Below are 24,706 nucleotides of genomic sequence, written 5' to 3'. Positions count from 1 at the left end.
AGTCCTTCACGGGTCGGCGGTGCGTGCGGATCAGGCTGTGGGACAAAGGCTCTCAGGTATGGCGCGGGGCCACCTCAGAGGGTGCGGACCCAGTTCTCGAGCAGGGCGAGCCCGGCGTCCCCGGACTTCTCCGGGTGGAACTGGGTGGCGGACAACGGACCGTTCTCGACGGCGGCGACGAAGCGTCCGCCGTGGTCGGCCCAGGTGAGCCGGGGCGCGACGGCGGCGAAGGCACCGGTGGGCGGCTCCAGGGTCCAGTCCTGGACGGCATACGAGTGGACGAAGTAGAAGCGCTCCCCCTCGATGCCGGCGAACAGGCGGGTCTCCGCCGCAGGCTCGACCTCGCTCCACCCCATGTGCGGCACGACGTCCGCCCGCAGGCGGGCGACGGTGCCCGGCCACTCGCCGAGCCCCTCCTGGGGGTCGCCGCTGGGCTCCTCGGAGCCGTCGAACAGGACCTGCATGCCGACGCAGACCCCGAGCACGGGACGCCCTCCGGCCAGGCGCGTCTCGATGACGAGCGGGCCGTCCGCGGCCCGGAGCCCGGCCATGCAGGCGTGGAAGTTGCCGACGCCGGGGACGAACAGCCCGTCGGACTCCAGGGCCAGGCGTCGGTCGCCGGTGAGGGTGACCTCCGCACCGACGTGCTCGAGGGCGCGGACGGCCGAGCGGACGTTGCCGCTGCCGTAGTCGAACACCACGACGTGTGCCATCAGTTCTCCTCCAGTTCGGCGCGGTGCTGCGCCTGCTCGGCCATGCGGGACTCGAAGCGGGCCACCGCCTGGGCGGTGGGGGTCACGACCTGCCCGCGGGGGTGGTCGCTCGGGTCGAGGAGGTCCGCACCGGGCAGTGCCAGGACGTCCAGCAGTCGCCGCAGCAGGCGCGGCGCGTCACCGGAGTCGTCCTTGAGCACCTGGTGGACCTCCGAGGCGCTGGTGCGGGAACGCGCCGAGGCGACCAGCTCGGGCGGGCGAGCCACCTCGAGCCCGGGGGTGCGCGCCGGACCGGTCTCCGGCTCCCACACCACCCACCGGTGCGCCGGGCGGAAACCCTTGGGCTGCAGGCTGACCACCGCACGGTGGTCCACGACGAAGAAGCCGAGGGCAGGCCGCAGGCGGTAGGGCAGGGGTCTCCCCGCGAGGACCGCGATGGCGTCGTCGTAGGGGGCGCTCGCCCGTGAGGAGCGCTCGGCTGGGCGCAGTGCCGTCCATTCCCCCAGCGGCACCACGTCGCACGCGACGAGGCCCCGTCGGACCCAGGAGGCGACCGAACCGGGCTTGGCCCGCACCAGGAGCAGTCCGCGCGAGTCCCGCGCAGGCTGCCACGGGACGCTCACGTGGAGAGGCTGCCCTTCGCGCTGGGGACGCCGACCACGCGGGGGTCGCGCGCCACGGCGGCCCGCAGCGCCCGCGCCACGGCCTTGAACTGCGCTTCGACGACGTGGTGGGGGTCGCGGCCGGAGAGCACCCGGACGTGCAGGGCGATGCCGGCGCGGTAGGCGAAGGACTCCCAGACGTGCCGGGTCAGCGAGCCGACGTAGTTGCCGCCGATGAGGACGTACGCCTGACCCTCGGGCTCGCCGGTGTGGACGACGTAGGGGCGCCCGGCCACGTCGACGACGGCCTGCACCAGCGCCTCGTCGAGCGGGACCGTGGCGTCGCCGAAGCGGGAGATCCCGCTCTTGTCACCCAGGGCCTCGCGCAGGGCGTCGCCGAGCACGATGGCGACGTCCTCGACGGTGTGGTGCGCGTCGACGTCGACGTCGCCGGTGGCCTTGACGCGCAGGTCGATGAGCGAGTGCTTGGCCAGCGAGGACAGCATGTGGTCGTAGAACCGCACGCCGGTCGAGATCTCGGCGACGCCGGTGCCGTCGAGGTTGAGCTCGAGCTCGACGCTCGACTCCGAGGTCGAACGGCTCAGCGAGACCCTGCGGTCACCTGCGGTCACGACGAGCTCCTGTCCGTGGCTCTGGATGTGGCGGTGGTTGTTGCTGTGGTCGCGACCTCGGCCGCGGCGGCCAGGAACGCGTCGGTCTCGGCCGGGGTCCCGGCCGTCACACGAAGATAGTGGGGAATGCCGACGTCCCGGACCAGCACACCCCGGTCGAGCAGGTCCCGCCACGTGGCGGCGGCGTCGACCAGGCCGCCGAACAGGACGAAGTTGGCGTCGCTGGCCACCGGTGCGAACCCGAGGTCGGCCAGCTCGGCCACCATCCGGTCGCGCTGTTCCTTGATCGCCTCGACCGTCCCGAGCATCTGGTCGGCGTGGGCGAGGGCCGCGAGCGCGATCGCCTGGGTGGGCGCCGACAGGTGGTAGGGCAGGCGCACCAGTCGCAGGGCATCGACGAGGGCCGGGTCGGCGGCGAGGTACCCCAGCCGTCCGCCCGCGAAGGCGAACGCCTTGCTCATCGTCCGCGTGACGACCAGCCGCGGACGCCCCTGCAGCAGGGTGAGGGCGCTCGGGGTCCCGGGGCGGGCGAACTCGGCGTACGCCTCGTCCACGACGACCACGGCCCGCTCCGCCGCGGCATACACGGCCTCGACGACGTCGAGCGTGAGGGCGGTGCCGGTCGGGTTGTTGGGCGAGCAGAGGAACACCACGTGCGGCTGGTGCTCACGGACCTGCTCGACCGCGGACTCCACGGTGAGGTCGAACGGTGCGTCGGTGCCCTGGCCGCGCAGCCCGTCCACCCACGTGGTGCCGACCCCGGTGCTGATGAGGGGGTGCATCGAGTAGGCGGGGGTGAAGCCGAGGGCGGTGCGACCGGGCCCCCCGAAGGCGAGCACGACGTGCTGGAGCACCTCGTTGGAGCCGTTGCCGGCCCACAGCTGCGCCGGCTCCAGCTCGACCCCACCGGTGCGTGAGAGGTATGCAGCGAGCTCGGTCCGCAGCTCGGTGAACTCACGGTCGGGGTACCGGTTGAGCTCGGGTGCCACCGCCGCCACGCGCGCGGTGATGTCGGCGACGACGTCCTCCGGCACGGGGTAGGAGTTCTCGTTGGTGTTGAGCCTCACGGGCACGTCGAGCTGAGGTGCGCCGTAGGGGCTGGCGCCGCGAAGGTCGGGGCGCAGCAGGGCGTCGAGGGAGATCTGGTCGCTCACGGTGTCTCCCGGGTCAGGACGCGTCGAAGCGCGCGGTGACAGCCTCGCCGTGCGCGGGCAGGTCCTCGGCCTGGGACAGCGTCACCACGTGGTGCGCCACCTCCTGCAGCGCCGCCCGGTTGTAGTCGACGACGTGGATGCCGCGCAGGAAGGACTGCACCGACAGGCCGCTGCTGTGGCAGGCGCAGCCGCCGGTCGGCAGCACGTGGTTGGATCCGGCGATGTAGTCGCCGAGGCTCACCGGCGAGTAGGCGCCGACGAACACGGCGCCGGCGTTGCGGACCCGGGCCGCCACGGCAGCGGCGTCGCGCGTCTGGATCTCGAGGTGCTCGGCCGCATACGCGTTGACGACGTCGAGCCCACGCTCCAGGTCGTCGACGAGGACGACCCCGGACTGGGGCCCGGTGAGGGCGGTGCGGACACGCTCGGCGTGCTTGGTCGCCGGGACGCGACGCTCCACCGCAGCGGCCACGGCCTCGGCGAGGGCCGGGCTGTCGGTGACGAGGACGGAGGCGGCGTACGGGTCGTGCTCGGCCTGGCTGATGAGGTCGGCGGCGACGTGCACCGGGTCGGCGGAGTCGTCGGCGAGGACGGCGATCTCGGTGGTGCCGGCCTCGGAGTCGATGCCGATCAGGCCCTTGAGGAGACGCTTGGCGGCGGTGACGTAGACGTTGCCGGGGCCGGTGACGAGGTTGACGGGTTCGGCCACCATGGCGTCCTCACCCTCACCGTCGGTGAAGCCGTAGGCGAAGGCGGCGACGGCCTGGGCACCGCCGACGGCATACACCTCGTCGACACCCAGCAGGGCGCAGGCGGCGAGCACCGTCGGGTGCGGGTACCCGGCGAAGACGCCGGTGTTCTCGCGCTGCGGCGGGCTGGCCACGGCGAGCGACCCGACCTCGGCGATCTGGGCGGGCACGACGTTCATGACGACGCTGGAGGGGTAGACGGCGCGACCACCGGGGACGTACAGGCCGACGCGGTCGACCGGGACCCAGCGCTCGCTCACCGTGCCGCCCTCGGCGACGGTGGTGGTCGTGGTGGTGCGGCGCTGGTCCTCGTGGACGATCCGGGCCCGGCGGATGGACTCCTCCAGGGCGGCCCGCACGTCGGGGGCGAGGGTGTCGAGCGCGGCGACCAGCACCTCGGCCGGGACCCGTAGGCGGGTGGGGCGCACCCCGTCGAACCGCTCACCGAGGTCGTAGAGGGCCTCGGCGCCACGGTGGCGGACGTCCTCGCAGAGCGGGCGGACGGTCTCGACGGCGGTGGCCACGTCGAACTCGGCACGGGGAAGGAGGTGGCGCAGCTCGCGGACACCGAGCACGCGTCCGCGCAGGTCGATCGTGGACATCATGCGCCCAAGTCTAGGCGGCGCCCTGTGCGCCCCCTCGCTCGGTCTCAGCCGCCAGACGCCTTGCGCGGGATCAGGGGGTCCGTGGGCACCTCGGGTCCGAGGTCGAGGTCCTCGACTCCGCCGCCGGTCCGCTCGGCCGCCGCGGACGGGGCGTCGTCCCCGTCGCGGCCGAACGTCGCCTCGATGCTGCGGGCCACCTCCTCGCGCGGCCAGCGGGCGGCGAGGAGCACGAGGACGCCGAGCGTCACGACCGCGCAGATGCCGACGGACGCCGCGGGCGAGGTGTGCTCGGAGACCCATCCGGCGGCGAGGAAGCAGACCCCGGTCACACCGACGGACATCGCCCCCGCGAGCCCGAACACCCGTCCGCGCATGGCCGGAGGGACGAGCAGCGTGAAGGCCGACTGCAGCGGCAGCATGTAGCTCTGCAGCGCACCCGAGAGGAACCACGCCGCCCACACGACGGGCAGCGGCGGGGTGAAGACGGTGACCAGCAGCGGCAGCGGCATGAGCAGCGCCAGCCGCATGACCATGCGGAACTGGCGCTCGGCCGGCAGCCGCGAGATGAGCAGGACCCCGACGACGGCCCCGAGGATGGGCGCCGCCATGAGCAGGCCTCCCCACGTCGAGGCGCCGCTGTGCTCGGCGCCGTAGGGCAGGGCCACGGCCTCGGGGGCGGCGATGGCGAGCGCGCTCGCGAGGGACAGGAGCAGCAGCACCGTGAGGACGCGGCTGGAGCGGATCTGCTGCCAGCCCTGCGCCAGGTCGCCGGCGAGGCTGTGCAGCGGTGCCTCGACGTTCTCGACGAGGGACTTCGGGGGCGTGATCCACAGGAGCAGCGCAGCACCGAGGACGAAGGTCGTGAGGTCGAGCAGCAGCGCCTGGGTGTCCCCGATCGCACTGACGATGACCCCACCGAGCGCGAGCCCGACGGCCTGGTTGATCTGGGTGGCCAGCGTGGTCAGGCTGAAGGCGCGGGCGTAGAGCCGGCGGTCCGGGAAGATGTCGGTGAGCAGCACCTGGCCGGCCGTGATGGCCGGGCCGCCGATGAACTCCAGGACGAAGACGATGGACAGCACGAGCACGAGGGACTGCGTCGTCGCGACCGTGGCGATGAGCGCCACCACGAGCAGCGCCCGCAGCAGGTGCGTGCCCACCATCACGGTGCGTGGCGGCCAGCGGTCGCACAGGGGCGAGAGCAGGGCCCGTCCGAGGATGCTCGGGACGAGCGACACGGCGAACGTCGCCGCCGTCGCCAGCGCGGACCCGGTCCACGCGAACACCACCGACGCGATGGTGATGCGGGCGATGTAGTCACCCCACGTCGACAACGTCGAGGCCATGAAGACGGGCAGGAACACCGGGGTGCGAAGCACCTCGGTGTACGAGGGCACCCCGACGGCACCGTCCCTGCCCCTGACCATGCGCCGACCGTACCTCGCTACCGCGAACCGTAAAAGTTGAACTCGGTGACGGTCCGTGCATGTCGTGCGGCCCGGCGGTACCGGCCGGCCAGCTCTGCGCCGGAGCCCGGTTCGCCGCCGAGGATCCGGCTCACGCCGTCGGCGACACGCAGGTCCGAAGGGACGCTGTCGACCGGACGACCGCGGTAGAGCACGGCGGCGTTGCGCAGGCGCGAGGCCAGCGTCCACGACTCCTCGAGCGCCGCGGCGTGCTCGGCGCTGAGCAGGTCCGCCTCCCGGGCCGCCTCCAGCGCGGGCAGCGTGCTCGTGGTCCGCAGGCCCGGGACCTCGTGCGCGTGCTCCATCTGCAGCAGCTGGATCGTCCACTCCACGTCGGTCAGCCCGCCGCGTCCGAGCTTGAAGTGGCTCTTGGGGTCGGCGCCCCGGGGCAGCCGCTCGGCCTCCATGCGCGCCTTGAGCCTGCGGATCTCCCGCACCTGGTCAGGGGTGAGCCCGGCGTCGGGCCAGCGCAGCGGGTCGATCAGCTCGACGAACCGCTCCCCCAGCTCGACGTCCCCGGCGATGGGCGTGGCCCGCAGAAGCGCCTGGCTCTCCCACGTGAGCGACCAGCGCCGGTAGTAGGCGCGGTAGCTCTCGAGGCTGCGCACCAGCGGGCCGCTCTTGCCCTCGGGGCGCAGGTCGGCGTCGAGGCCGAGCCCGGTGTCGGGACCCGCCCCGCCGAGCAGGCGCCGCAGCTCCTGGACGGTCGCGAGGGCCTGGTCCTGGGCGTCGGAGTCCTGGGCGCCCTCGACCGGCTCGTGCACGAAGATCACGTCGGCGTCCGAGCCGTAGCCCACCTCACCCCCACCGAGGCGGCCCATCCCGACGATGAGCAGGCGCGTGGCCGGCGGACCGTGCTTCTCCGCGACGACCCGGACCGCGACGGACAGCGCGGCCTCGAGCAGGGCGGCGACGAGGTCGGTGAGCGCCATCCCGACCTGACGCAGGTCGAGCTGTCCGGTCAGGTCGGCGACGGCGATCCGGAAGAGCTCCTGGCGGCGCAGGCTGCGGGCCGCGCGGACCGCTCGGTCCGGGTCCTCCTGGCGGCCGGCCGCGGCGGTCATCCGCTTGACGAGGTCGGCGCGCGGCAGCGGCGTGAGCCCGCCGGGGTCGCCGAGGATCGCCACGGACTCCGGGGCGCCCACGAGGAGGTCCGCGGCATACCGGCTGCGCCCCAGGACGTGGGCGAGTCGCTCGGCGGCCGTGCCCTCGTCGCGCAGCAGCCGCAGGTACCAGTGCGTGGAGCCGAGCTCCTCGCTCACCTTGCGGAAGGCGAGCAGGCCGCCGTCGGGGTCCGCCTCGTCGGCGAACCACGCGAGCATCACCGGCAGGAGCGTCCGTTGGATGGCGGCCCTCCGGCTTACCCCGGAGGTGAGGGCCTCGAGGTGCCGTATGGCGCCGGCGGGGTCGCGGAAGCCCAGCGCGGCGAGGCGCTCGCGCGCCGCCTCCGGGCCCAGCCGCGCCTCGGAGCTGCTCAGCTTGGCAACCGCGGCGAGCAGAGGGCGGTAGAAGAGCCGTTCGTGGATGCGGCGGACCTCACGGGCCTGCTGCTGCCACTGGGTGACGACGGCCTTGGCGGGGTCGGAGCGGTGCCCGAGGGCCCGGCCGAGCCGGCGCAGGTCGGACTCCCCCGTAGGCATGAGGTGCGTGCGGCGCAGGCGGAACAGCTGGATCCGGTGCTCCAGGGTGCGCAGCAGCCGGTAGGCGTCGTCGAGGGTGGCGGCGTCGTCACGACCGACGTACCCGCCGCGGGCGAGGGCATCGAGTGCCTCCAGGGTCGTGCCCGAGCGCAGGGAGTCGTCGGAGCGCCCGTGGACCAGCTGGAGCAGCTGGACGCTGAACTCGACGTCACGCAGACCACCGGGCCCGAGCTTGAGCTGGCGGTCGGCCTCCGCGGCCGGCACGTGCTGCTCCACCCGGCGCCGCATGGCCTGGACGTCCTCGACGAAGTTCTCGCGCGACGCGGCCTGCCACACCATGGGGCGGACGGCGTCGAGGTACGCCTCGCCGAGGGCGCGGTCGCCCGCGACCGGACGTGCCTTGAGAAGGGCCTGGAACTCCCAGGTCTTGGCCCAGCGCTCGTAGTAGGCGCGGTGGCTGTCGATGGTGCGCACGAGTGGCCCGTTCTTGCCCTCCGGGCGCAGCGCGGCGTCCACCGGCCACAGGGTCCCCTCGCCCGTCGAGGTCGAGCAGGCCCGCATGAGGTGGGTCGCCAGGGAGGTGGCGGCCCCGATGGCACGGGACTCCTCGACGCCCTCGCGGGGCTCGGCCACGAAGATCACGTCGACGTCGCTGACGTAGTTGAGCTCGCGGCCCCCGGTCTTGCCCATCCCGATCACGGCGAAGTCGCACAGGTCGGCGTCCGACCCGACGTGCTGGCGGGCGATCTCGAGGGCGGCCTCCAGGGCTGCTTCGGCGAGGTCGGCCAGCGCCGCCGCGGCCTCGGGCAGCGCAGCGGGGGCGTCGCCCGTCGTGAGGTCGAGCGCGGCGATACCCAGCAGCTGGCGGCGGTAGCCGACGCGCAGCGCGTCGTACCCGGTCCGCTCGCCGGGCTCGCGGACCGCGTCGACGAGGTCGTGGACCCGCTGGGCCGGGGTGCGCGGCTGCGCCTCGGTGACGCTGCGCCAGTGCTCGGGGTGCGCCACCAGGTGGCCCGCGAGCGCCGTGGATGACCCGAGGACGGCGAGCAGCCGGTCACGCGCAGGTCCGGCATGACGCAGCGCACCCACGAGGCCGCTCACCTCGGCCCCGACGCCGGACTCCGCATCCCTTCGCTTGGGGGCACTGGCCCGCAGCGACTCCATGAGCCGCACCAGGCTGAGCAAGGCGAGGTCGGGGTCCGCCACGGCCGACAGGGCGTCGGGCAGCCCGTCGTTGAAGACGTCGTCGAAGGGGTCGACCAGCCCGGCGAGCGCCGGGTCGGCCAGCAGCTGCTCGGCCCGCGGCGGGTCGGCGAAGCCCAGCCGGGCCAGCGTGGCGGTCTGGGAGACCGCGCGCCCCGCCATCACGACCACGCCCTCGCGGGTCGAGCGGGGCCGGCGGCGGTCCTCACAGTCCGGGCAGGTAGCGCTCGAGCTCGAAGCGGGTGATCTCGCCGCGGTAGTCGTCCCACTCTGCGCGCTTGTTGCGCAGGAAGAAGTCGAAGACGTGCTCGCCGAGGGTGTCGGCGACGAGGTCGCTCTTCTCCATGACGCGGATGGCCTCGTGCAGCGAGGTCGGCAGAGGCTCGATCCCCATCGCCTGGCGCTCGGCCGAGGTCAGGCCCCACACGTCGTCCTCGGTCTCCGGCGGCAGCGCGTAGTCCTCCTCGATGCCCTTGAGGCCGGCGGACAGCATGAGCGCGAACGCGAGGTAGGGGTTGCAGGCTGCGTCGAGGGTGCGCACCTCGACCCGGCTGCTCTGGCCCTTGGTGGGCTTGTACATCGGCACGCGGACCATCGCCGAGCGGTTGTTGTGGCCCCAAGTCAGGTGGGCGGGGGCCTCGCCGCCTCCCCAGAGCCGCTTGTAGGAGTTGACCCACTGGTTGGTGACGGCGGTGATCTCCGCGCCGTGCCGCAGCAACCCGGCGATGAACTGACGACCCACCTTGCTCAGCTGGTAGGGAGCGCCGGCCTCGTAGAAGGCGTTGCTGTCGCCGTCGAACAGCGACATGTGGGTGTGCATGCCGGAGCCGGGGTGGTTCGCGAAGGGCTTGGGCATGAAGGAGGCGAAGATGCCCTGCTCGAGGGCGACCTCCTTGATGACCGTCCGGAAGGTCATGATGTTGTCGGCCGTCGAGAGGGCGTCGGCGTAGCGCAGGTCGATCTCGTTTTGGCCGGGACCGCCCTCGTGGTGGCTGAACTCCACCGAGATGCCCATCGACTCGAGCATGGTGATCGCGGCGCGCCGGAAGTCGTGGCCCGTGCCGTGCGGCACGTGGTCGAAATAACCGGCCTGGTCGACGGGTTCGGGGCTGTCGCCGGGCGTGAAGCCCTGCTTGAGGAGGTAGAACTCGATCTCGGGGTGCGTGTAGAAGGTGAACCCGAGGTCGGACGCTTTGCCCAGCGCGCGCTGCAGGACGTGGCGCGGGTCGGCGAAGCTCGGCGAGCCGTCGGGCAGCGTGATGTCGCAGAACATGCGGGCGGTGCCGGGGTTCTCCCCGCGCCACGGCAGCACCTGGAACGTCGCCGGGTCGGGCTTGGCCAGCATGTCGGCCTCATAGACGCGCGCGAAGCCCTCGATCGCCGAGCCGTCGAAACCGATCCCCTCGGCGAAGGCGCCCTCGAGCTCGGCGGGCGCGACGGCCACGGACTTCAGGGTCCCGAGCACGTCGGTGAACCACAGCCGCACGAAGCGGATGTCGCGCTCCTCGATGGTGCGAAGGACGAACTCCTGCTGACGATCCATGGGGGTGATCCTGCCCTAGAACGGTGGTGCGGCGCGTGCCGCACCGCCGTGGTGTTCAGCTGGCGAGCGCCGACGCGGCAGCGTTGTGCCCCGGTATGCCGCTGAGCCCGCCCCAGCGCAGAGCCACGCCGACACCACGTATGCCGCGCGGTCGCGTGGGCAGAGACACATCAATCGCGGCACGAGCGGACGTTGCGGCCTCGGTCAAGAAGCGAGTGCTACTGATGAAACTGCACCACCGGCAATGGACTGTCCTCACGCTGTCCGTCAGAGTCGGTGAAGGACATGGTGGGGTTTCGGCCGAAGGCGAAGTTGAACTGTGCCACCGCGTCTGCTGTGCCAGCGCCCGAGGTTCGCCACGTGCCTTGCTGCCCGAGTGGATAGACCGTGGAGCTCCAGCCAGCCACGTCCAGCCCACTGATGGCATTGACCTCGAAGTTGAGGTAGTCGGCGTCTGGCGGCAGAAATTTCGCTGGGATGTCCGAAGGACTCAGGTGAATGATGAAACGACCGTCCGTGCCGACCCTGACCGTGGGCGACTGCCACGTTGGCACGAGTGAACCCACTGGCAGGTCGTCGTCGGCCTCCAGGCTCACAAAGACGGTTGCGTCGTGATGAGGTTGACCGTTGCGTTGCACCATGCCGACGAGAAAGACATCTTCGGTGCCCCGGCCCGCCGGAACGGTCCAGGCCGACCGTGGGTTCGTGGAGCTGGAGCGTGCATCGTTGCTCGCGGCTTGACACGCACTCAGCAGGGTGGCGCCCACAACAACCGAAGCCAACGACTGGAGCATCCCCCGCCCGCATCTCATAAGCGGAGTAAAACAGCCCCGCGCGTCGGGAGAACGGCAAATGCCGCTACTCGCCGCGCAACTTGCGGCATGAGCGGACGTCTGCCCGATGACTTAGCGCCAGACCCGCGTGGCGTGGAGGTCGTTGGCGTCAAGCAGGTCATCCACGAGCGCTTCGCTGCCGCCGATTCCGGTCCAAGGATGGTCTATCTCGGTAGCGACGAACCAGGCGTGGTCGGCAGGCCACATGAGATTCGGGCTGTTGATCCGTCGCGGCCAGCCGGGCATCAGGTCCGCGGCCCCCCACTGCCCAGCTTCAGAGAGCGAACCTCGGAACAGTAGGTAGTCACGCCCAGGCAGACACAGCCGTGGGCTGCGGATGACCTCAGCCGTGAATGCTGGCGGCGCAGGAGGAAGCGGGCCCTCGCCATCGAGGCTGATCAGGGTCACTGACGGGCTGCCGTGAATGTCGCCGAACCCGTCCCAGAGGCCGAAGAAGCAGTCGCCAGGTGTGGTGGTGTGCTGACCCAGTACGTCCACCAGCACTTCCAGCTCGCGGTCTGCCAGATCGCCTTCGACGCACAGCAGCGCAGCCGGGTCCTGTGGGTCATCCCCCTCGTGAACGGGATGCACGAGTTGTGCGTAGCTGGCGAAGACCGCCGGTCCCCGCGACGACAGCTCGCTTCTCGGCTGGGCCTGGGCGAACCATTCCCCATACGAGAGGTCCGGTTCAGGGGTCAGTGGCATTGCTGCATTCTCCTCTGAACCCCATCGCCTCGAAAGCAGCCTGCAGCGGCAGTGGGTGCCGCACCGGCGCGACCCGAGGACCAAGACAGACGCACCGCCTGTGTCCGCAGAGCGGCATGAGCGGACGATCGACACTTCGGCATGAGCGGACGTTCGGCGTCGGCCGAGTCGTGCATGTCATTCGCGTCGCTGGGGGGCATGTGCGTGCCGCCTACATGACTCGTGACGCGCCGGTGACCCTCCGCGAGACCGGTTCCCGGGGTGGTGCCACTTCTGCCGTGGGTGGGTGGTGACAGCCCGAGTCGGTCCCGCTGAACATTGCGAGTTGAGCGGGACCAACCGTGCTTGCTGCCCTACTCGTTCGCTATGTAGTAGTTCACCAACGGAACTCCGATGAAGCCCAAGCTTTCGTAGAGTGCTCGCGCCGGGGCGTGTCCTTGATCGCCGCCGGTGCCTACGTTGATGAGCGCCAATCCCCGATCACGGAGCCGCTGGATTGCGAATCGCATCAGGGCGCTGGCGTGCCCGCGACGTTGATGGGTGGGGTGTACGGCGACCATCTCGATAATTCCTAGCGATTGGTTGCTGTCTTGCGCGAGCACGAGGAAGCCAACGACACCGCCATCTGCTGTCGTCAACACAAATGACTCGCAAGTCTCGGCGAGGCACTTTTTCCGGACCTCTGCCGCTTGAGCTTCTCGCCAGTCGGGGCGATAGAGATGACCGAAAATGGCAGTTCCGAGGATGTTCTCGAATGAAACAAATACGGGCTCCCAAGCAGAGAGCGAAAGGTCGACCACTGCTTGCAGGTCGTCGGGCGTCAAGAGCCGAATGAGACCGGCTGAAGCGCTTCGGCGAGGTTGGTTGGGCATAGAAATACTCCGTTTCAGGACGAAGGTCGACAGCGAGTCACGCGTCGACATGGGCGCTGAAAGCGGTAGAGCGATCAAGAGTAGGACGCTCGCCGCTCAGTAGCGGCGGGAACGTCCAAAGCAGCAGGTATCCACGGTAGGACGCTACCGCGCGACGGCCGTTGGCCGCCGCCTTCTTTAACATCAGTCGCCCCGGCTGACGCGTGGCCGGGCCTGCGCCCGTCCTGCATCGGCGCGAGCGGGTCGCGGCATGAGAGCGCGAAGTCCCGCCTACCTCCGACTGCGCCTTCCCTCGATAAGAATCAAAGCGACCATGCCTACTCCGCAGGCAACAGCAATCCAGCCCTCGGGGCTCCCGCCGAGCAGCGCGAGCACGCCTCCGATGACGCCCAGCGAGCCAGCGCCGAGACCCAGTCGCATAGTCGTCGCCCTCGTCATTCGACGACCATAGCCATCGGACACCTCTCCGTCCGCTCATCGGCAGATCCGGAAAGATCGGTGCGCCGTCAGGCGACGGAGGGCGACCGGCCGTGGCGATCCATCGGCGACGTCGTGTGGGTGCGGCCGTCGGGGGCGGTCCAGGTGCAGACTCCCCGCTCGTCCATGTCGACGCGCCAGCCGGCATGGTGCTTGAACCCGTGGTGGGTCGCGCACAGTGACTGCAGGTTGGTGACGGTGGTCGGGCCGTCGGGATGTCGGACGACGTGGTCGAGCTGGCAGCGTCCAGCCGGTGTGCCGCAGCCGGGGAACCGGCAGGTTCCGTCTCGGGACCGGACCGCGCGGGCGGTGCGGGCGCCGGGTCGGTAGGTGGTGGGGTCCTGCCACCGTGTCGCACCGGTGACCGAGTCGCTGCGAGACAGCCGGATCGTGACATCGGGGTCCTTGAGAAGGTCGACGACGTCGGAGGGCAGCAGCGACCCCACGGTGGGGACCTCGGTGTGCGCGGAGACGAACCACCGGTCATCGGTCTCGTGCTCGTGCAGTACGCCGTCGTCGAGCTCCTCGCACCCACCGACATCCTCATGGACACCGTCCGACTCAGCCGATGCGTGGAGCGAGGGCGTCTGGTCCACCATCGAGAGGTGCGGCTCCTCGGGCCACCCGGGCTCACCGAGGCAGGCACTCGAGACGCCGAGATCCGGCCCGTAGGTGTGCCCGGCGTCGACGGGAGCCACGAGCTCGATGGTGGTGCTGATCGTCGCGTTCGCCTCGACCAGGTCGGCCAGCGCCTCCGCCCGGGCCGCCCCGATCCGCTGACCTGGGTTGGCACGGGCGTACTCGTCGGCCAGGGCGTCGACCGCGCCGTACACACGCATCGCCACCGGCGTCGGCAGGTCCGCCACGATCCGGGTCATCTCGGTGCACTCCCCCGGGCGGGCGGTCACGTCGGCGCGGGTCCGAAACAGGTGCGCCAGGTCGACCGCCGCGTCGGGGGCGCACCGGTCGGCCGCGCGCCGGGCCCGCCGCCGCAAGGCGGCGCAGGGCAGGTGGGTGACAGGGCCTTCGAGGACGCGAGCCTCGAACTCGTGCAACCGGTCCGCCGGAGCGGCCATCGACTCCGCCGCCACCGCGTCGACCCGGTAGGGCTCGAGGTCACCCGCCCACGCGAGGGCGTGCACCGCCGGGAGAGCGCACACCACCCGACGCGCCTGCTCGACCCGCGACGACATCGTCCGCGGCGACACGTGCAACAGCGCCGCCAGTGACCCGGCCGCCAGAGCCAGGCCAGAGACCCGGCTGACACGAAGGCCCCGGGCCGTGGCGTCGATCGCCTCCTGCTCGACCCGCTCGTCACAGCGCCGGGCCACCGTCTCCATCGCCGACCGCTGCCTCGCTACGACCGCACTGGCCACCCGCTGAGACGCCAGCACCACTGCCTCCGCCTGCTCGACCGGCAGGGCCGCGATCTGCTCGTCCGACAGCGCGAACAGCTCGCCGACGAGAGCGGCCGGGTCGGCCACCTGCACGGACTTCACACTGTCGAACACGTGACCAAACCTATCGGCCACCACTGACAGTCGGACGTCTGTTGCTGGGGAAATCCCCTCTCGCCAAACGCGATTCGCTCCCAGCCATTCCCCCTACCGTGAGCTGGCACCATCCGCGTCAGCCCGCGAGCACCGCCTCAGCCCGCGAGCACCGACTGGGCGGCGTTGTGCCCCGGTATGCCGCTGACGCCACCACCGCGGCGCGCGCCGGCTCCCGCGATCCGCACCTTGGGGTGGCTCGTCTCGACCCCCCACGTGCCCACCTCGGACCCCTGCTCGGCCCACGGCCACTGCAGAGACCGGTGGAAGATGTTGCCGCCGGGCAGGCCCAGGTCTGCCTCGAGCTCGACCGGGGTGCGGGCCTCGAGGCAGTAGGCGCCGTCCCCGTCACGCAGCAGCACGTCCTGGATGGGCTCGGCCAGCACCGAGTTCAGCGACTCCAGGGTGCGCGCCAGGGCCAGGTCCTTGACCGCGTCGTGCTCCTCGCGGCTGCCGCGGAACAGGCGGGCCGGCAGGTGCAGACCGAACAGGGTCAGCGTCTGGGCGTCGGTCGCCGCGAGCTCCGGTCCGAGGATGGAACGGTCGGAGAGGCTGTGGCAGTAGATCTCGCACGGCGGGAGCTGGGGCACGCGCCCGGCTGCGGCGGCGGCATACGAGTCCTGGAGCTGGGCGTAGCCCTCGTTGATGTGGAAGGTGCCGGCGAAGGCTCCGGTGGGGTCGGCGGCTTCGTCGCGCAGGCGGGGCAGCCGCGACAGGAGCATGTTGACCTTGAGCTGGGCGCCCTCGGGCTCGGCCTCGGTCTCGATGGGCATCGCGCCCGCGGCCTCGAGCAGGCGGTTGAGGACCGTGGGGGCGCACGCCGCATGGATCGTCGACGCGGTGGCCGCGCCACCCTCCCAGCGGACCTCGCCGTCCGGGTCCACCGCGAGGACCCTTGTGCCCGTGCGGATCTCGGCACCGGCGGCCATCGCGGCGCGGGCCAGGCCGTCGGTGACTGCGCCCATGCCGCCGACCGGGACGTCCCAGTCCCCCGTGCCGCCACCGATGAGGTGGTAGAGGAAGCAGACGTTCTGGCGCAGGTCGTCGCCGCGCAGGTCGGCGAAGGTGCCGATCAGCGCGTCGGTGGCCACGATGCCGCGTACCGTGTCGTGGGCGAAGGTCGCCTCGAGGACCTCGCCGAGCGGGCGACGCACCAGCGACTCCCACAGCTCGTCGTCGCCGACGAGCGCTGCGAGGTCGTCCTCGGAGCGCAGCGGCTCCAGGACCGTCGGGAAGACCTTCTCCGCGAGCCGCTGGACGCGACCGTAGAAGTCGTCCCAGGCCGCGTGCTCGCGGCCGCCGCTCGTGAGGTCGGCGAAGCCCGCTGCTGTCGCCGCCGGGTCCCCGTGGTCGACGAGCAGGCCGCGCGTCGGGTCGGAGGGCACGGGCGTGAACGAGGAGTAGCGGCGCCGGATGAGGCGGACGTCGAGGTCGAGGTCGGTCATGATCTGCCGTGGCAGCAGGGACACCAGGTAGGAGTAGCGCGAGAGCCGCGCATCCACGCCCGGGAACGCCTGCGCCGAGACGGCGGCCCCGCCGACGTGGTCGGCGGCCTCGAGGACGAGGACCTTGCGGCCCGCGCGGGCGAGGTATGCAGCGGCGGTGAGCCCGTTGTGTCCGGCCCCGATGACGACGTCGTCGTAGTTCACACCGCAGAGCCTATTGACCTCGTCGGCGGGCGCGAGGCCCGGGACACGCAGCAGGGAGCTGGAAAGGGAGACGGAGCAGGGCCCCGGGGACGACCCGGGGCCCTGCTCGTCGTGCGGTGCTGCTCAGTCGGCCGGTGGTGCCGGACGACTGTCGGAGGTCACTTGTCGAAGCGGACCTTCAGCAGCATGTCCTGCGCGTTGTTCGTCGTCTTGGCGACCGTGATCTTGGTGCCCGAACCTGCGACCTGCACCGAGTTCTGCGGGTTGTCCGCAGTCCAGTACTTCTTCTTGTCGAGGTCGTAGAACGTCGGGATCGCCTTGCTGGACTTGACCGTCGTCGGCACACCGTTGCGGTGGAAGGTGACCGCGTCGGTCTTCTCCTGGCCGAAGGTGGCGTCGAACGGCTGGCGGCGGTTGCCGAGCAGCGTGCCGTCGGGGAACTTGACCGGCAGGTAGCGGGCGTCCACCGGGAGCACCTGGCCGTGGCCGGGGTGCACGCTGGTGTTGTTGTCGCCGTACTGGCCGTCGACGTACGTCACGAGCAGACCGTTCTGGTACGGGAAGCGCTCCACCCAGTCAGGACGGGTGTTGGACCAGCCGAAGTTGTACGGGCCCGTCTTGAGCGTCTTGTCGTAGCCGTTGTAGACGCGGTTCTCGGCGAGGTAGTAGTGCTGCACGACCTCAGAGGTCGACCCACCCATGCGCTTGAACCCGTTGGCGGTCCAGCCGTTGTCGCCGTTCTCGACGGTGTCGGTCAGGACGGTGGCGCCGTCCGCGGTGATGGTGATGTCGTCGAGGAACGGGCCCTCGTAGTGCAGACCACCATCAGTCGCGTAGCGGAAGCGGAAGTCGATCTTCTTGCCCGCGTACTTGGACAGGTCCCAGGTCTTCTGGGCCCACGGCGTCAGGGCGGCGTTGCCGGCAGGGCCGTCGACGAGGGCACCCACCTGCTCCCACGTGCTTCCACCGTTGGTCGACGCCTCGGCGTAGAGGGCGTCGTAGTCCTTCTCGATGTTGTACTGCATCCACGCCGAGACCGACCCGGAGGTCTTGCCCGTCATGTCGATCGAACGACGCAGGGTGCTGTTCAGGCCGTCGGCCGAACCGCCCCACCACTCGTACGAGCCACTGTGCGGCTTGTTGTAGCTGGTCGTCACGGTCTTGTCGGGCAGGTTGACGAGCAGGGCCTGCGGCAGCTTGGCGTCATCGCGGTCGGCCGGGCCGATCTTGACGTCGCGGTCGAAGCCGTGGTTGACCTGCTGGTAGTCCAGCCAGCCGAGCTGGAGCTTCTCCCACGCACCCATGTTGCCGGGGGTGGTGCCGATCGAGTCGGTGCCCTTGTTCAGCCACGAGCCACCCGACATCAACGTCCAGAAGCCGGTGCCGTTGTCGCCACCCGCGGTGTCGTAGAGGTCCGGCAGACCGAGGTCGTGGCCGAACTCGTGGGCGAACACCCCGAGGCCACCGTTCTCGGGCTCGGTGGTGTAGTCACCGATCCACATGCCGGAGTTGCCGAGCGGCACACCGCCGAGCAGGTTGCCGGCCGGGCCGGTCTTGCCCTGGTTGTTGGAGTAGGCGTACCAGCGGTGCGACCAGATGGCGTCCTCGCCCTGGGCGCCGCCACCGGCTTCCTCGCCCTCACCGGCGTGGATCGCCTGGAAGTGGTCGATGTAGCCGTCGGGCTCGTTGAAGTTGCCGTCGCCGTCGAAGTCGTAGCGGTCGATCTTGTCGAACTGCGCCAGGTACGTCTTGATCTCGGCGTCCGTCTTGCCCTGGGCCTTCTGGTCGTTGTACCAAGCGGTGGCGGTGTCGGCGATGAACGGCCAGTAGCCGGCGGCGTCGCTCTGCTTGTTGCTGCCGTAGGCGGCCTCGTTGTAGGGCACCGAGACCCAGTTCGAGACGTCACCCTTGGCGAGGAAGCGACCGTTGGACAGCTTGGTGTAGAAGTCCTTGAACGACTCACCCTCGCCGAACATCATGTCCAGGTAGTGCTGGCGGTTGAAGTCCTTGGTCCAGTAGGTGGAGTTGTCGTCCGTCGAGCTGCCGTCCCACTTGCGGTCCGGCGCCGGGATCTGGTTGTGCACCGGACCGGCCGTGCCGCCCGTGGTGGTCTTGGTCTTGCTGCCGAAGTCGGCGAGGACGGTGAAGATGTCCTCCTCGCGGTTCACGGGCCAGGACACGTACTTGTCCTTGGCGGCCTTGGTGCCGCGGGCCGCGGCGTTCGTGCTGCCCTTGACCTTGATGACGCGCTCGCCGCCGCGGGTCTCGGTCGTCGCCTCGCCCTTGATGAGCTTCTTGACGGCCTCCTCGCGCAGGTCGCGCTGGGCGTCGCCGAGCGGGTTGGGCAGGTCGTGCGGGCGGTTCGTGTAGTTGGGCTCCTGTGCCACGACCGGGGCGGGTTTCGCCTGGGCGGGGGCAGAAGCAAGACTCAGGGCGACCGCAGCCACGGCCGTGCCCGAGAGGACGCTCACATAACGTCTCTTCACTGAAGATCCTCCAAGTTGGCATTGCGTCGCGCGAACCTGGGTCCGGACCGCGCACCTGCGACCCAAACACGGGAACGGGTCAGGTGGATTGTCCGATTTGGTCTGGGAACGGTAAAGAAATTCACCCATTCGCCTGATTGACGCGAAGTTAACGCCTGTGGTGGCGTCGCCGACGCCTACGGCACGGCCGGGGCCCTGCCCGAAGCCCAGCCCGGCGCCGCCCGGCACTCTTCCGCGGTACAGCGACGGTCGACCGACCCGGACCACCCCGCGTCCCTAGACTCACGCCGTGAACTTCTTCTCGGCGTACGACCAGGGCTTCGCACGTGTCGCGGCCTGCACCACCCCCGTGACGATGGCCGACCCTGCGGCGAACGGGCGGGCGATCCTGGAGCAGGTGCGGTCCCTGCACGACGACGGTGTCGCCGTCGCCCTCTTCCCCGAGCTGAGCCTGTCCGGCTACGCGATCGACGACCTCTTCCTCCAGGACGTCCTGCTCGACGCGGTGGACGACGCGATCGTCGACCTGGCGAAGGCCACCGCGAAGCTGCGTCCGCTCGTCGTCGTGGGTGCGCCCGTGCGCCACGGCAACCGGCTCTACAACTGCGCCGTGGTGATCCAGGGCGGCGAGGTGCTCGGCGTCGCCCCGAAGTCGGCCCTGCCCAACTACCGCGAGTTCTACGAGAAGCGGTGGTTCGCCTCGGGCGCCGAGATCCAGGACGAGCACCTGCACGTCCCCCACTGGCCGGGCGTCGACGAGGACGGCGACATCCTGTTCGGCACCGACCTCGTCTTCGAGGCCGTCGACCTCCCCGGCCTCGCGGTCCACGCCGAGGTCTGCGAGGACATGTGGGTGCCGGTGCCGCCCAGCGCCCGCGCCGCCCTGCAGGGCGCGACGGTCCTGCTCAACCTCTCCGCCTCCCCCATCACCGTCTCCCGCGCCGAGGACCGCCACCTGCTCGCGCGGTCCGCGAGCGCCCGCTGCAACGCCGCCTACCTGTATGCCGCGGCCTCGAGCGGGGAGTCCACGACCGATCTCTCGTGGGACGGCATGACGATGGTCTACGAGATGGGCGACCTCCTCGGGGAGACCGAGCGCTTCCCCCGCGGACCGCAGGCCACCGTGGTCGACCTCGACCTCGACCGGCTCCGCCAGGAGCGGATGCGGCAGGGCTCGTTCGACGACAACCGCCACGCCTCGACCCTCGCCGGCGACGGAAACCCTGTGCGGGTCAGGGAGTTCACGCTCAACCCGCCCCGCGGCGACATCGGCCTGCGACGCAAGGTCGACCGTTTCCCGTTCGTTCCCGACGACGCGCAGCGGCTGGCGCTGGACTGCTACGAGGCCTACAACATCCAGGTGTCGGGTCTCGAGCAACGGCTCCGCGCCATGACCACCGACACCTGGCAGCCGAAGATCGTCATCGGCGTCAGCGGCGGCCTGGACTCCACCCACGCCCTGATCGTCGCGGCCAAGGCGATGGACCGTCTTGAGCGCCCCCGTACCGACATCGTCTGCCTGACCATGCCCGGCTTCGCGACCAGCGAGGGCACCAGGGCGAACGCGATCCACCTCATGGAGTCGCTCGGCACCACGTGGGAGGAGCTCGACATCCGCCCGGCCGCGACCCAGATGCTGCGCGACCTCGGGCACCCGTTCGGCCGGGGCGAGGAGATCTACGACGTCACCTTCGAGAACGTGCAGGCCGGGCTGCGCACCGACTACCTGTTCCGCGCGGCCAACCAGCGCGGCGGCATCGTCCTGGGCACCGGCGACCTGTCGGAGCTCGCCCTCGGCTGGTGCACCTACGGCGTCGGCGACCAGATGTCGCACTACGGCGTCAACAGCGGCGTCCCGAAGACGTTGATGCAGCACCTCATCCGCTGGGTCGTCTCCAGCGGGCAGTTCGAGGGCGAGGTCAACACCACCCTCACCGAGATCCTCGACCAGGAGATCAGCCCCGAGCTCGTCCCCACCAAGGAAGGGCAGAAGATCCAGTCCACCGAGGACTCGGTCGGTCCCTACGCCCTCCAGGACTTCACCCTCTTCCACGTCGTCCGCCGCGGCTACCGGCCCAGCAGGATCGCGTTCCTCGCCTGGCACGCCTGGCACGACGCCACCGCGGGCGAGTGGCCGGCGGGCTACCCCGAGAGCCGCCACGCGGCATACGACCTCGCCACGATCCGGCGCTGGCTGGAGGTCTTCGTGACCCGGTTCTTCGCCAACCAGTTCAAGCGGTCCGCACTGCCGAACGGCCCCAAGGTGAGCCAGGGCGGCACCATGTCGCCCCGCGGCGACTGGCGGATGCCCTCGGACGCGCGGGCGACGGCCTGGCTGGCCGAGATCGAGCGCAACGTCCCCAAGGACTGACGCCCGGCTCCCGGCACGGCCGCTGCATAGGATGCGGGCATGAGTGAGCATCCCACCTCCCCCACGTCCTCCCCCGAGGTCACCGCTCCCTACGGCACCGGTGTGCAGGCAGCACCGCAGCGACGGGTGCGCATCCCGCACCTGCAGGCCATGAAGGAGCGCGGCGAGAAGTGGGCCATGCTCACGGCCTACGACATGTACTCCGCGGAGATCTTCGACGAGGCCGGGATCCCCGTGCTGCTCGTCGGTGACTCGGCCGGCAACAACGTCTACGGGTTCGAGACCACCGTTCCCGTCACCGTCGACCACCTCGTGCCGCTCGTGCGTGCGGTGACCTCGGCGGCCCGGCGCGCGATGGTCGTCGCCGACCTGCCCTTCGGCTCGTACCAGGCCAGCCCGCAACAGGCGCTGGCCACGGCGACGCGGTTCATGAAGGAGGGCATGGCCCACGCGGTGAAGCTCGAGGGTGGTGCGCCGATGGTGCCCGAGGTCGAGCTGCTCGTCCGCGCCGGCATCCCCGTCATGGGGCACATCGGGTTCACCCCGCAGAGCGAGCACGTCCTCGGCGGCTACAAGGTCCAGGGCCGCGGCGACACCGCCGACCGGCTCGTCGAGGACGCCCTGGCGCTCCAGGAGGCCGGCTGCTTCGCCGTCGTCATGGAGATGGTGCCGGCGCCGCTGGCCGCGCGGGTGACCGAGGTGCTGTCGATCCCGACGATCGGCATCGGCGCCGGGCCGGAGTGCGACGCCCAGGTCCTCGTGTGGCAGGACATGGCCGGGCTGCGTGGGGGCAAGGCCCCGCGGTTCGTCAAGAAGTACGCCGACCTCCGTGGTGAGCTCGGCCGGGCCGCCGCCGCGTATGCCGCGGACGTCGCCTCCGGCGCGTTCCCGGCGGGCGAGCACTCCTTCGCGGAGTAGGGCGCGTGGCCGGTCGCGTTGTGCCGGTGCAGAACTCGCCCATCGGTAGGAGCCCATGGGCCGGTCGGCGGGGCTAACGTCCCCCGAGGACCCGGGCCATCCCGCACCGGGCCGACCCCCCTCGTCGTCATCGGAGGACCTTCGTGACCCACACCCGACGCACCGCATCCCTGGCCGCGGTCGGCGCGACCGCGCTCGCCCTGTGCCTCGCCGCAGCCCCCGCCCAGGCCACCAAGGCCGGTAGCAACAGCGCCACCGGCACCGGCTCGGTCTTCATGGTCAACCCCGTGCAGTCCACGGGCGACCAGGGCCTCACCGACCAGAAGGACGCGGACGCCGCGGTGCCGGCCTCCGCCTACGCCACGGTTCCCCTGCGCAACCTCGACGGCTCGGGCTACCTGCGCGGCGCGTGGGTCACCGTCCAGTCCGCGACGGGGACGCCGGCGTACAGCACGGCCAACACCTTCCGCTACACCCGCCACCAGGACCAGTTCGAGCAGGTGATGGCCTACTTCTGGGTCAACCAGGCGCAGGAGTACCTCCAGGGGCTCGGGTTCGGGTCGACCCTGCCGGGGATCGTCAAGCAGTCGTTCGCCGTGAAGATCGACCAGTACGGCGGCGACAACTCGTACCAGACCGACAAGCCGTACCGGATCCGCCTCGGCAAGGGAGGCGTGGACGACGCGGAGGACGCCGAGGTCATCGTGCACGAGTACGGCCACGCCGTGCACGCCTCGCAGGTCCCCGGGTACGGCACCAGCGAGGAGGCCGGCTCGATCGGCGAGTCCTTCGGCGACTACCTGGCCGTCTCGGTGGGCCTGGCTGCGGCGAAGCAGTACGGCTGGCCCGTCAAGGCCGAGGAGGCCTGCCCGATGGACTGGGACGCGACCTCGTACACCGCTGCGCCGCACTGCATCCGGCGCTTCGACCTCAACCTGACGGTCGCCGACAAGAAGGGCGAGGTCCACTACGACGGCCAGATCTGGAGCCAGGCCCTGTGGGAGATCCGCAAGGGCTACGTCGCCCTCGGCAAGACCACGGCCGCCTGGGACCGCACGCTCATCAACAGCCAGTTCTCGTATGCCGCGGGGACGAGCTTCTCGGCGGCTGCCAAGGCCACCTATCAGGAGGCACTGGCCAAGGACGGAGCGGCTGCCGCCGCCCTCGTCAAGGACCGGTTCGCCGCGCGCGGGATCGTCTTCTAGCTCCTCAGGTCTCGTCCTGCGGCGGTGCCACGCACCGTCGCAGGACGAGCAGGGCGTAGGAGCGGGCACAGCTGACCAGCTCGGCCACGGGGACCGACTCGTCGACGGCGTGGGCCTGGCGCAGCTCCCCCGGCCCGTACTGCAGGGTCGGCACGCCGTGGGCGGCGTAGTGGCGCAGGTCCGACCCGTAGGGGGCCCCTTCGACCCGGGGCGCCGGGGAGCCGGCTCCCGTCACCGCCCCCACGGTCTCCGCGAGCAGCGCGTCGCCGTCGGGCAGCGCCCCCGGTGCGAAGGCCCCACCGGGCCAGCTGACCCGGACCGGGTGCTCGGCCAGCCAGCGGTCACGACCGGCGAGCCCGGAGACGGCCTGCTCGAACACCCGCCGGGCGTCGTCCAGTCCCTCGCCCGGCAGGACGCCATACCTCCCCTCCGCCACGAGGAGGTCGGGGACGGTGCTGGCCCAAGTCCCCGACCGCACGACCCCGATCGAGATCGGTGCCACCAGGTCGAGGTGGCGGAACGCATCCGGCGCCTCGGCGTTGCGGCGGGACTCCAGGTCGCGCAGGCACTCCTGGACGACGCCGAGGTGGTCCAGTGCGCTCTCGCCCAGGGTGCGGGTCGAGCCGTGCGCCGCCCGGCCCTCGACCTCGACCCGGAACGTCAACGAGCCCGCGTTGGCAGGGATGACCGCGCCACCAGTGGGCTCGGCGATGACGCATGCGTCGCCACGGTGGCCGGCGCGCAGGGTCGCGAACGCGCCCACCCCGCCGTCCTCCTCGCCACTGACCAGGTGCACCGCCATCGGACGGGTCGCGTGGGCACCGGCGGCCGTCACCGCGCGCACCGCGGCCAGGACCGCCGCGACGCCGCCGAGCATGTCGCACACGCCCCGACCCGTGGCGGTGCCCTGCGCGAGGTGCAGGGCGAACGGGTCGGTGCGCCAACGGGCCCGGTCCTCGACCGGCACGACGTCGGTGTGCCCGCAGAGCACCAGCGCAGGCTGCCGGCGGTCATGGCTCTCGCCCCACGTGCCAACCACCGCGACCAGCCGCTCGCGCTCGACCTCCATCCCGGGGAAGTCAGGTCGCTGCTGCTCCGACGACAGGTCGACGTCCCACTCGTGCACGTCCAGGCCGAGCCCGCGCAGGCGCTCGGCACACCAGCGCTGCACGGCGACCTCCCCGGTGGTGCCGCCGACGGGTGCAGTCGCGACGAGGGCCGCGAGGTCGGCGAGCAGGGTGTCCTCGTCGATCGCCGCGAGGACCCGGCGCTCGAGGTCGGTGAGGGCCGGCGGTGAAGGGGTCATCGTCCGAGCCTGCCACGAGCACCGGGGTCG

General features: G+C 71.0%; 18 protein-coding genes. 3 read left to right on the top strand and 15 right to left on the bottom strand.

All coding sequences use genetic code 11. The features are described from left to right. Positions 1-74: 74 nt before the first annotated feature. From hisH to ABD286_RS16470, 14 genes are all read right to left on the bottom strand, one after another. Entirely contained in the window at positions 75-713 is a 639-nt protein-coding gene (gene hisH / locus ABD286_RS16535; protein WP_344195446.1) for an imidazole glycerol phosphate synthase subunit HisH, read from the bottom strand. After that, positions 713-1,336 carry a hypothetical protein gene (locus ABD286_RS16530; protein ID WP_344195444.1) on the bottom strand — a complete coding sequence of 208 codons (624 nt, stop codon included), beginning with the start codon at positions 1,334-1,336 and terminating at the stop codon, positions 713-715. The genes hisH and ABD286_RS16530 overlap by 1 nt, the downstream gene beginning before the upstream one ends. Beyond that, positions 1,333-1,947, bottom strand: coding sequence for an imidazoleglycerol-phosphate dehydratase HisB (gene hisB, locus ABD286_RS16525; RefSeq protein WP_344195442.1), 615 nt, complete (start codon positions 1,945-1,947; stop codon positions 1,333-1,335). Before hisB ends, ABD286_RS16530 begins: the two co-directional genes overlap by 4 nt. Then, on the bottom strand, positions 1,944-3,101 hold the full coding sequence (locus ABD286_RS16520) for a histidinol-phosphate transaminase (RefSeq protein ID WP_344195440.1): 1,158 nt from the start codon (positions 3,099-3,101) through the stop codon (positions 1,944-1,946). The genes hisB and ABD286_RS16520 overlap by 4 nt, the downstream gene beginning before the upstream one ends. Positions 3,102-3,114: 13 nt before the next feature. Continuing rightward, positions 3,115-4,455, bottom strand: coding sequence for a histidinol dehydrogenase (hisD, locus tag ABD286_RS16515; protein ID WP_344195438.1), 1,341 nt, complete (start codon positions 4,453-4,455; stop codon positions 3,115-3,117). 44 nt (positions 4,456-4,499) lie between these two features. Further along, positions 4,500-5,879, bottom strand: a complete 1,380-nt coding sequence (locus tag ABD286_RS16510) for an MFS transporter (RefSeq protein WP_344195436.1) — start codon at positions 5,877-5,879, stop codon at positions 4,500-4,502. Between the two features lie 17 nt (positions 5,880-5,896). Continuing rightward, the gene (locus ABD286_RS16505) at positions 5,897-8,923 is read right to left on the bottom strand and encodes a bifunctional [glutamine synthetase] adenylyltransferase/[glutamine synthetase]-adenylyl-L-tyrosine phosphorylase (RefSeq protein ID WP_344195522.1); all 3,027 of its coding nucleotides are present in this window, start codon (positions 8,921-8,923) and stop codon (positions 5,897-5,899) included. Positions 8,924-8,966: 43 nt separating this feature from the next. Further along, on the bottom strand, positions 8,967-10,304 hold the full coding sequence (gene glnA / locus ABD286_RS16500) for a type I glutamate--ammonia ligase (RefSeq protein WP_344195434.1): 1,338 nt from the start codon (positions 10,302-10,304) through the stop codon (positions 8,967-8,969). Between the two features lie 218 nt (positions 10,305-10,522). Continuing rightward, positions 10,523-11,098 carry a hypothetical protein gene (locus tag ABD286_RS16495; protein WP_344195432.1) on the bottom strand — a complete coding sequence of 192 codons (576 nt, stop codon included), beginning with the start codon at positions 11,096-11,098 and terminating at the stop codon, positions 10,523-10,525. Between the two features lie 111 nt (positions 11,099-11,209). Next, positions 11,210-11,842 carry a hypothetical protein gene (locus ABD286_RS16490; protein ID WP_344195430.1) on the bottom strand — a complete coding sequence of 211 codons (633 nt, stop codon included), beginning with the start codon at positions 11,840-11,842 and terminating at the stop codon, positions 11,210-11,212. Between the two features lie 353 nt (positions 11,843-12,195). Next, on the bottom strand, positions 12,196-12,666 hold the full coding sequence (locus ABD286_RS16485) for a GNAT family N-acetyltransferase (RefSeq protein ID WP_344195428.1): 471 nt from the start codon (positions 12,664-12,666) through the stop codon (positions 12,196-12,198). Between the two features lie 554 nt (positions 12,667-13,220). Beyond that, positions 13,221-14,702 (bottom strand): HNH endonuclease signature motif containing protein, encoded by a 1,482-nt coding sequence (locus ABD286_RS16480; protein ID WP_344195426.1) that lies wholly within the window; start codon positions 14,700-14,702, stop codon positions 13,221-13,223. A 137-nt stretch (positions 14,703-14,839) separates the two neighbouring features. Continuing rightward, a complete protein-coding gene (locus tag ABD286_RS16475) occupies positions 14,840-16,390 on the bottom strand; it encodes a phytoene desaturase family protein (protein ID WP_344195424.1) in 1,551 nt (516 codons plus the stop codon). A gap of 158 nt (positions 16,391-16,548) precedes the next feature. Further along, the gene (locus ABD286_RS16470; protein WP_344195422.1) at positions 16,549-18,861 is read right to left on the bottom strand and encodes an immune inhibitor A domain-containing protein; all 2,313 of its coding nucleotides are present in this window, start codon (positions 18,859-18,861) and stop codon (positions 16,549-16,551) included. Between the two features lie 304 nt (positions 18,862-19,165). On the opposite strand from ABD286_RS16470, the gene ABD286_RS16465 reads away from it, so the two are divergent. The 3 genes from ABD286_RS16465 (at position 19,166) to ABD286_RS16455 (ending at position 23,370) form a co-directional block, all read left to right on the top strand. Then, positions 19,166-21,247, top strand: coding sequence for an NAD(+) synthase (locus tag ABD286_RS16465; protein ID WP_344195420.1), 2,082 nt, complete (start codon positions 19,166-19,168; stop codon positions 21,245-21,247). A gap of 39 nt (positions 21,248-21,286) precedes the next feature. Beyond that, on the top strand, positions 21,287-22,165 hold the full coding sequence (panB, locus tag ABD286_RS16460; protein WP_344195418.1) for a 3-methyl-2-oxobutanoate hydroxymethyltransferase: 879 nt from the start codon (positions 21,287-21,289) through the stop codon (positions 22,163-22,165). Between the two features lie 143 nt (positions 22,166-22,308). Continuing rightward, positions 22,309-23,370: a M36 family metallopeptidase gene (locus ABD286_RS16455; RefSeq protein ID WP_344195416.1), complete on the top strand. Its 1,062-nt coding sequence runs from the start codon at positions 22,309-22,311 to the stop codon at positions 23,368-23,370. Positions 23,371-23,374: 4 nt separating this feature from the next. On the opposite strand, the gene ABD286_RS16450 is transcribed toward ABD286_RS16455, so the two are convergent. Beyond that, positions 23,375-24,676, bottom strand: a complete 1,302-nt coding sequence (locus ABD286_RS16450; protein WP_344195414.1) for an ArgE/DapE family deacylase — start codon at positions 24,674-24,676, stop codon at positions 23,375-23,377. Between the last annotated feature and the right edge of the window lie 30 nt (positions 24,677-24,706).

The sequence above is a fragment of the Pedococcus aerophilus genome, assembly GCF_039532215.1.
GTDB classification, from domain to species: Bacteria; Actinomycetota; Actinomycetes; order Actinomycetales; family Dermatophilaceae; genus Pedococcus; species Pedococcus aerophilus.
Note: the sequence above shows the minus strand (reverse complement) of the source record. Positions and strands in the feature narration are given on the sequence as shown.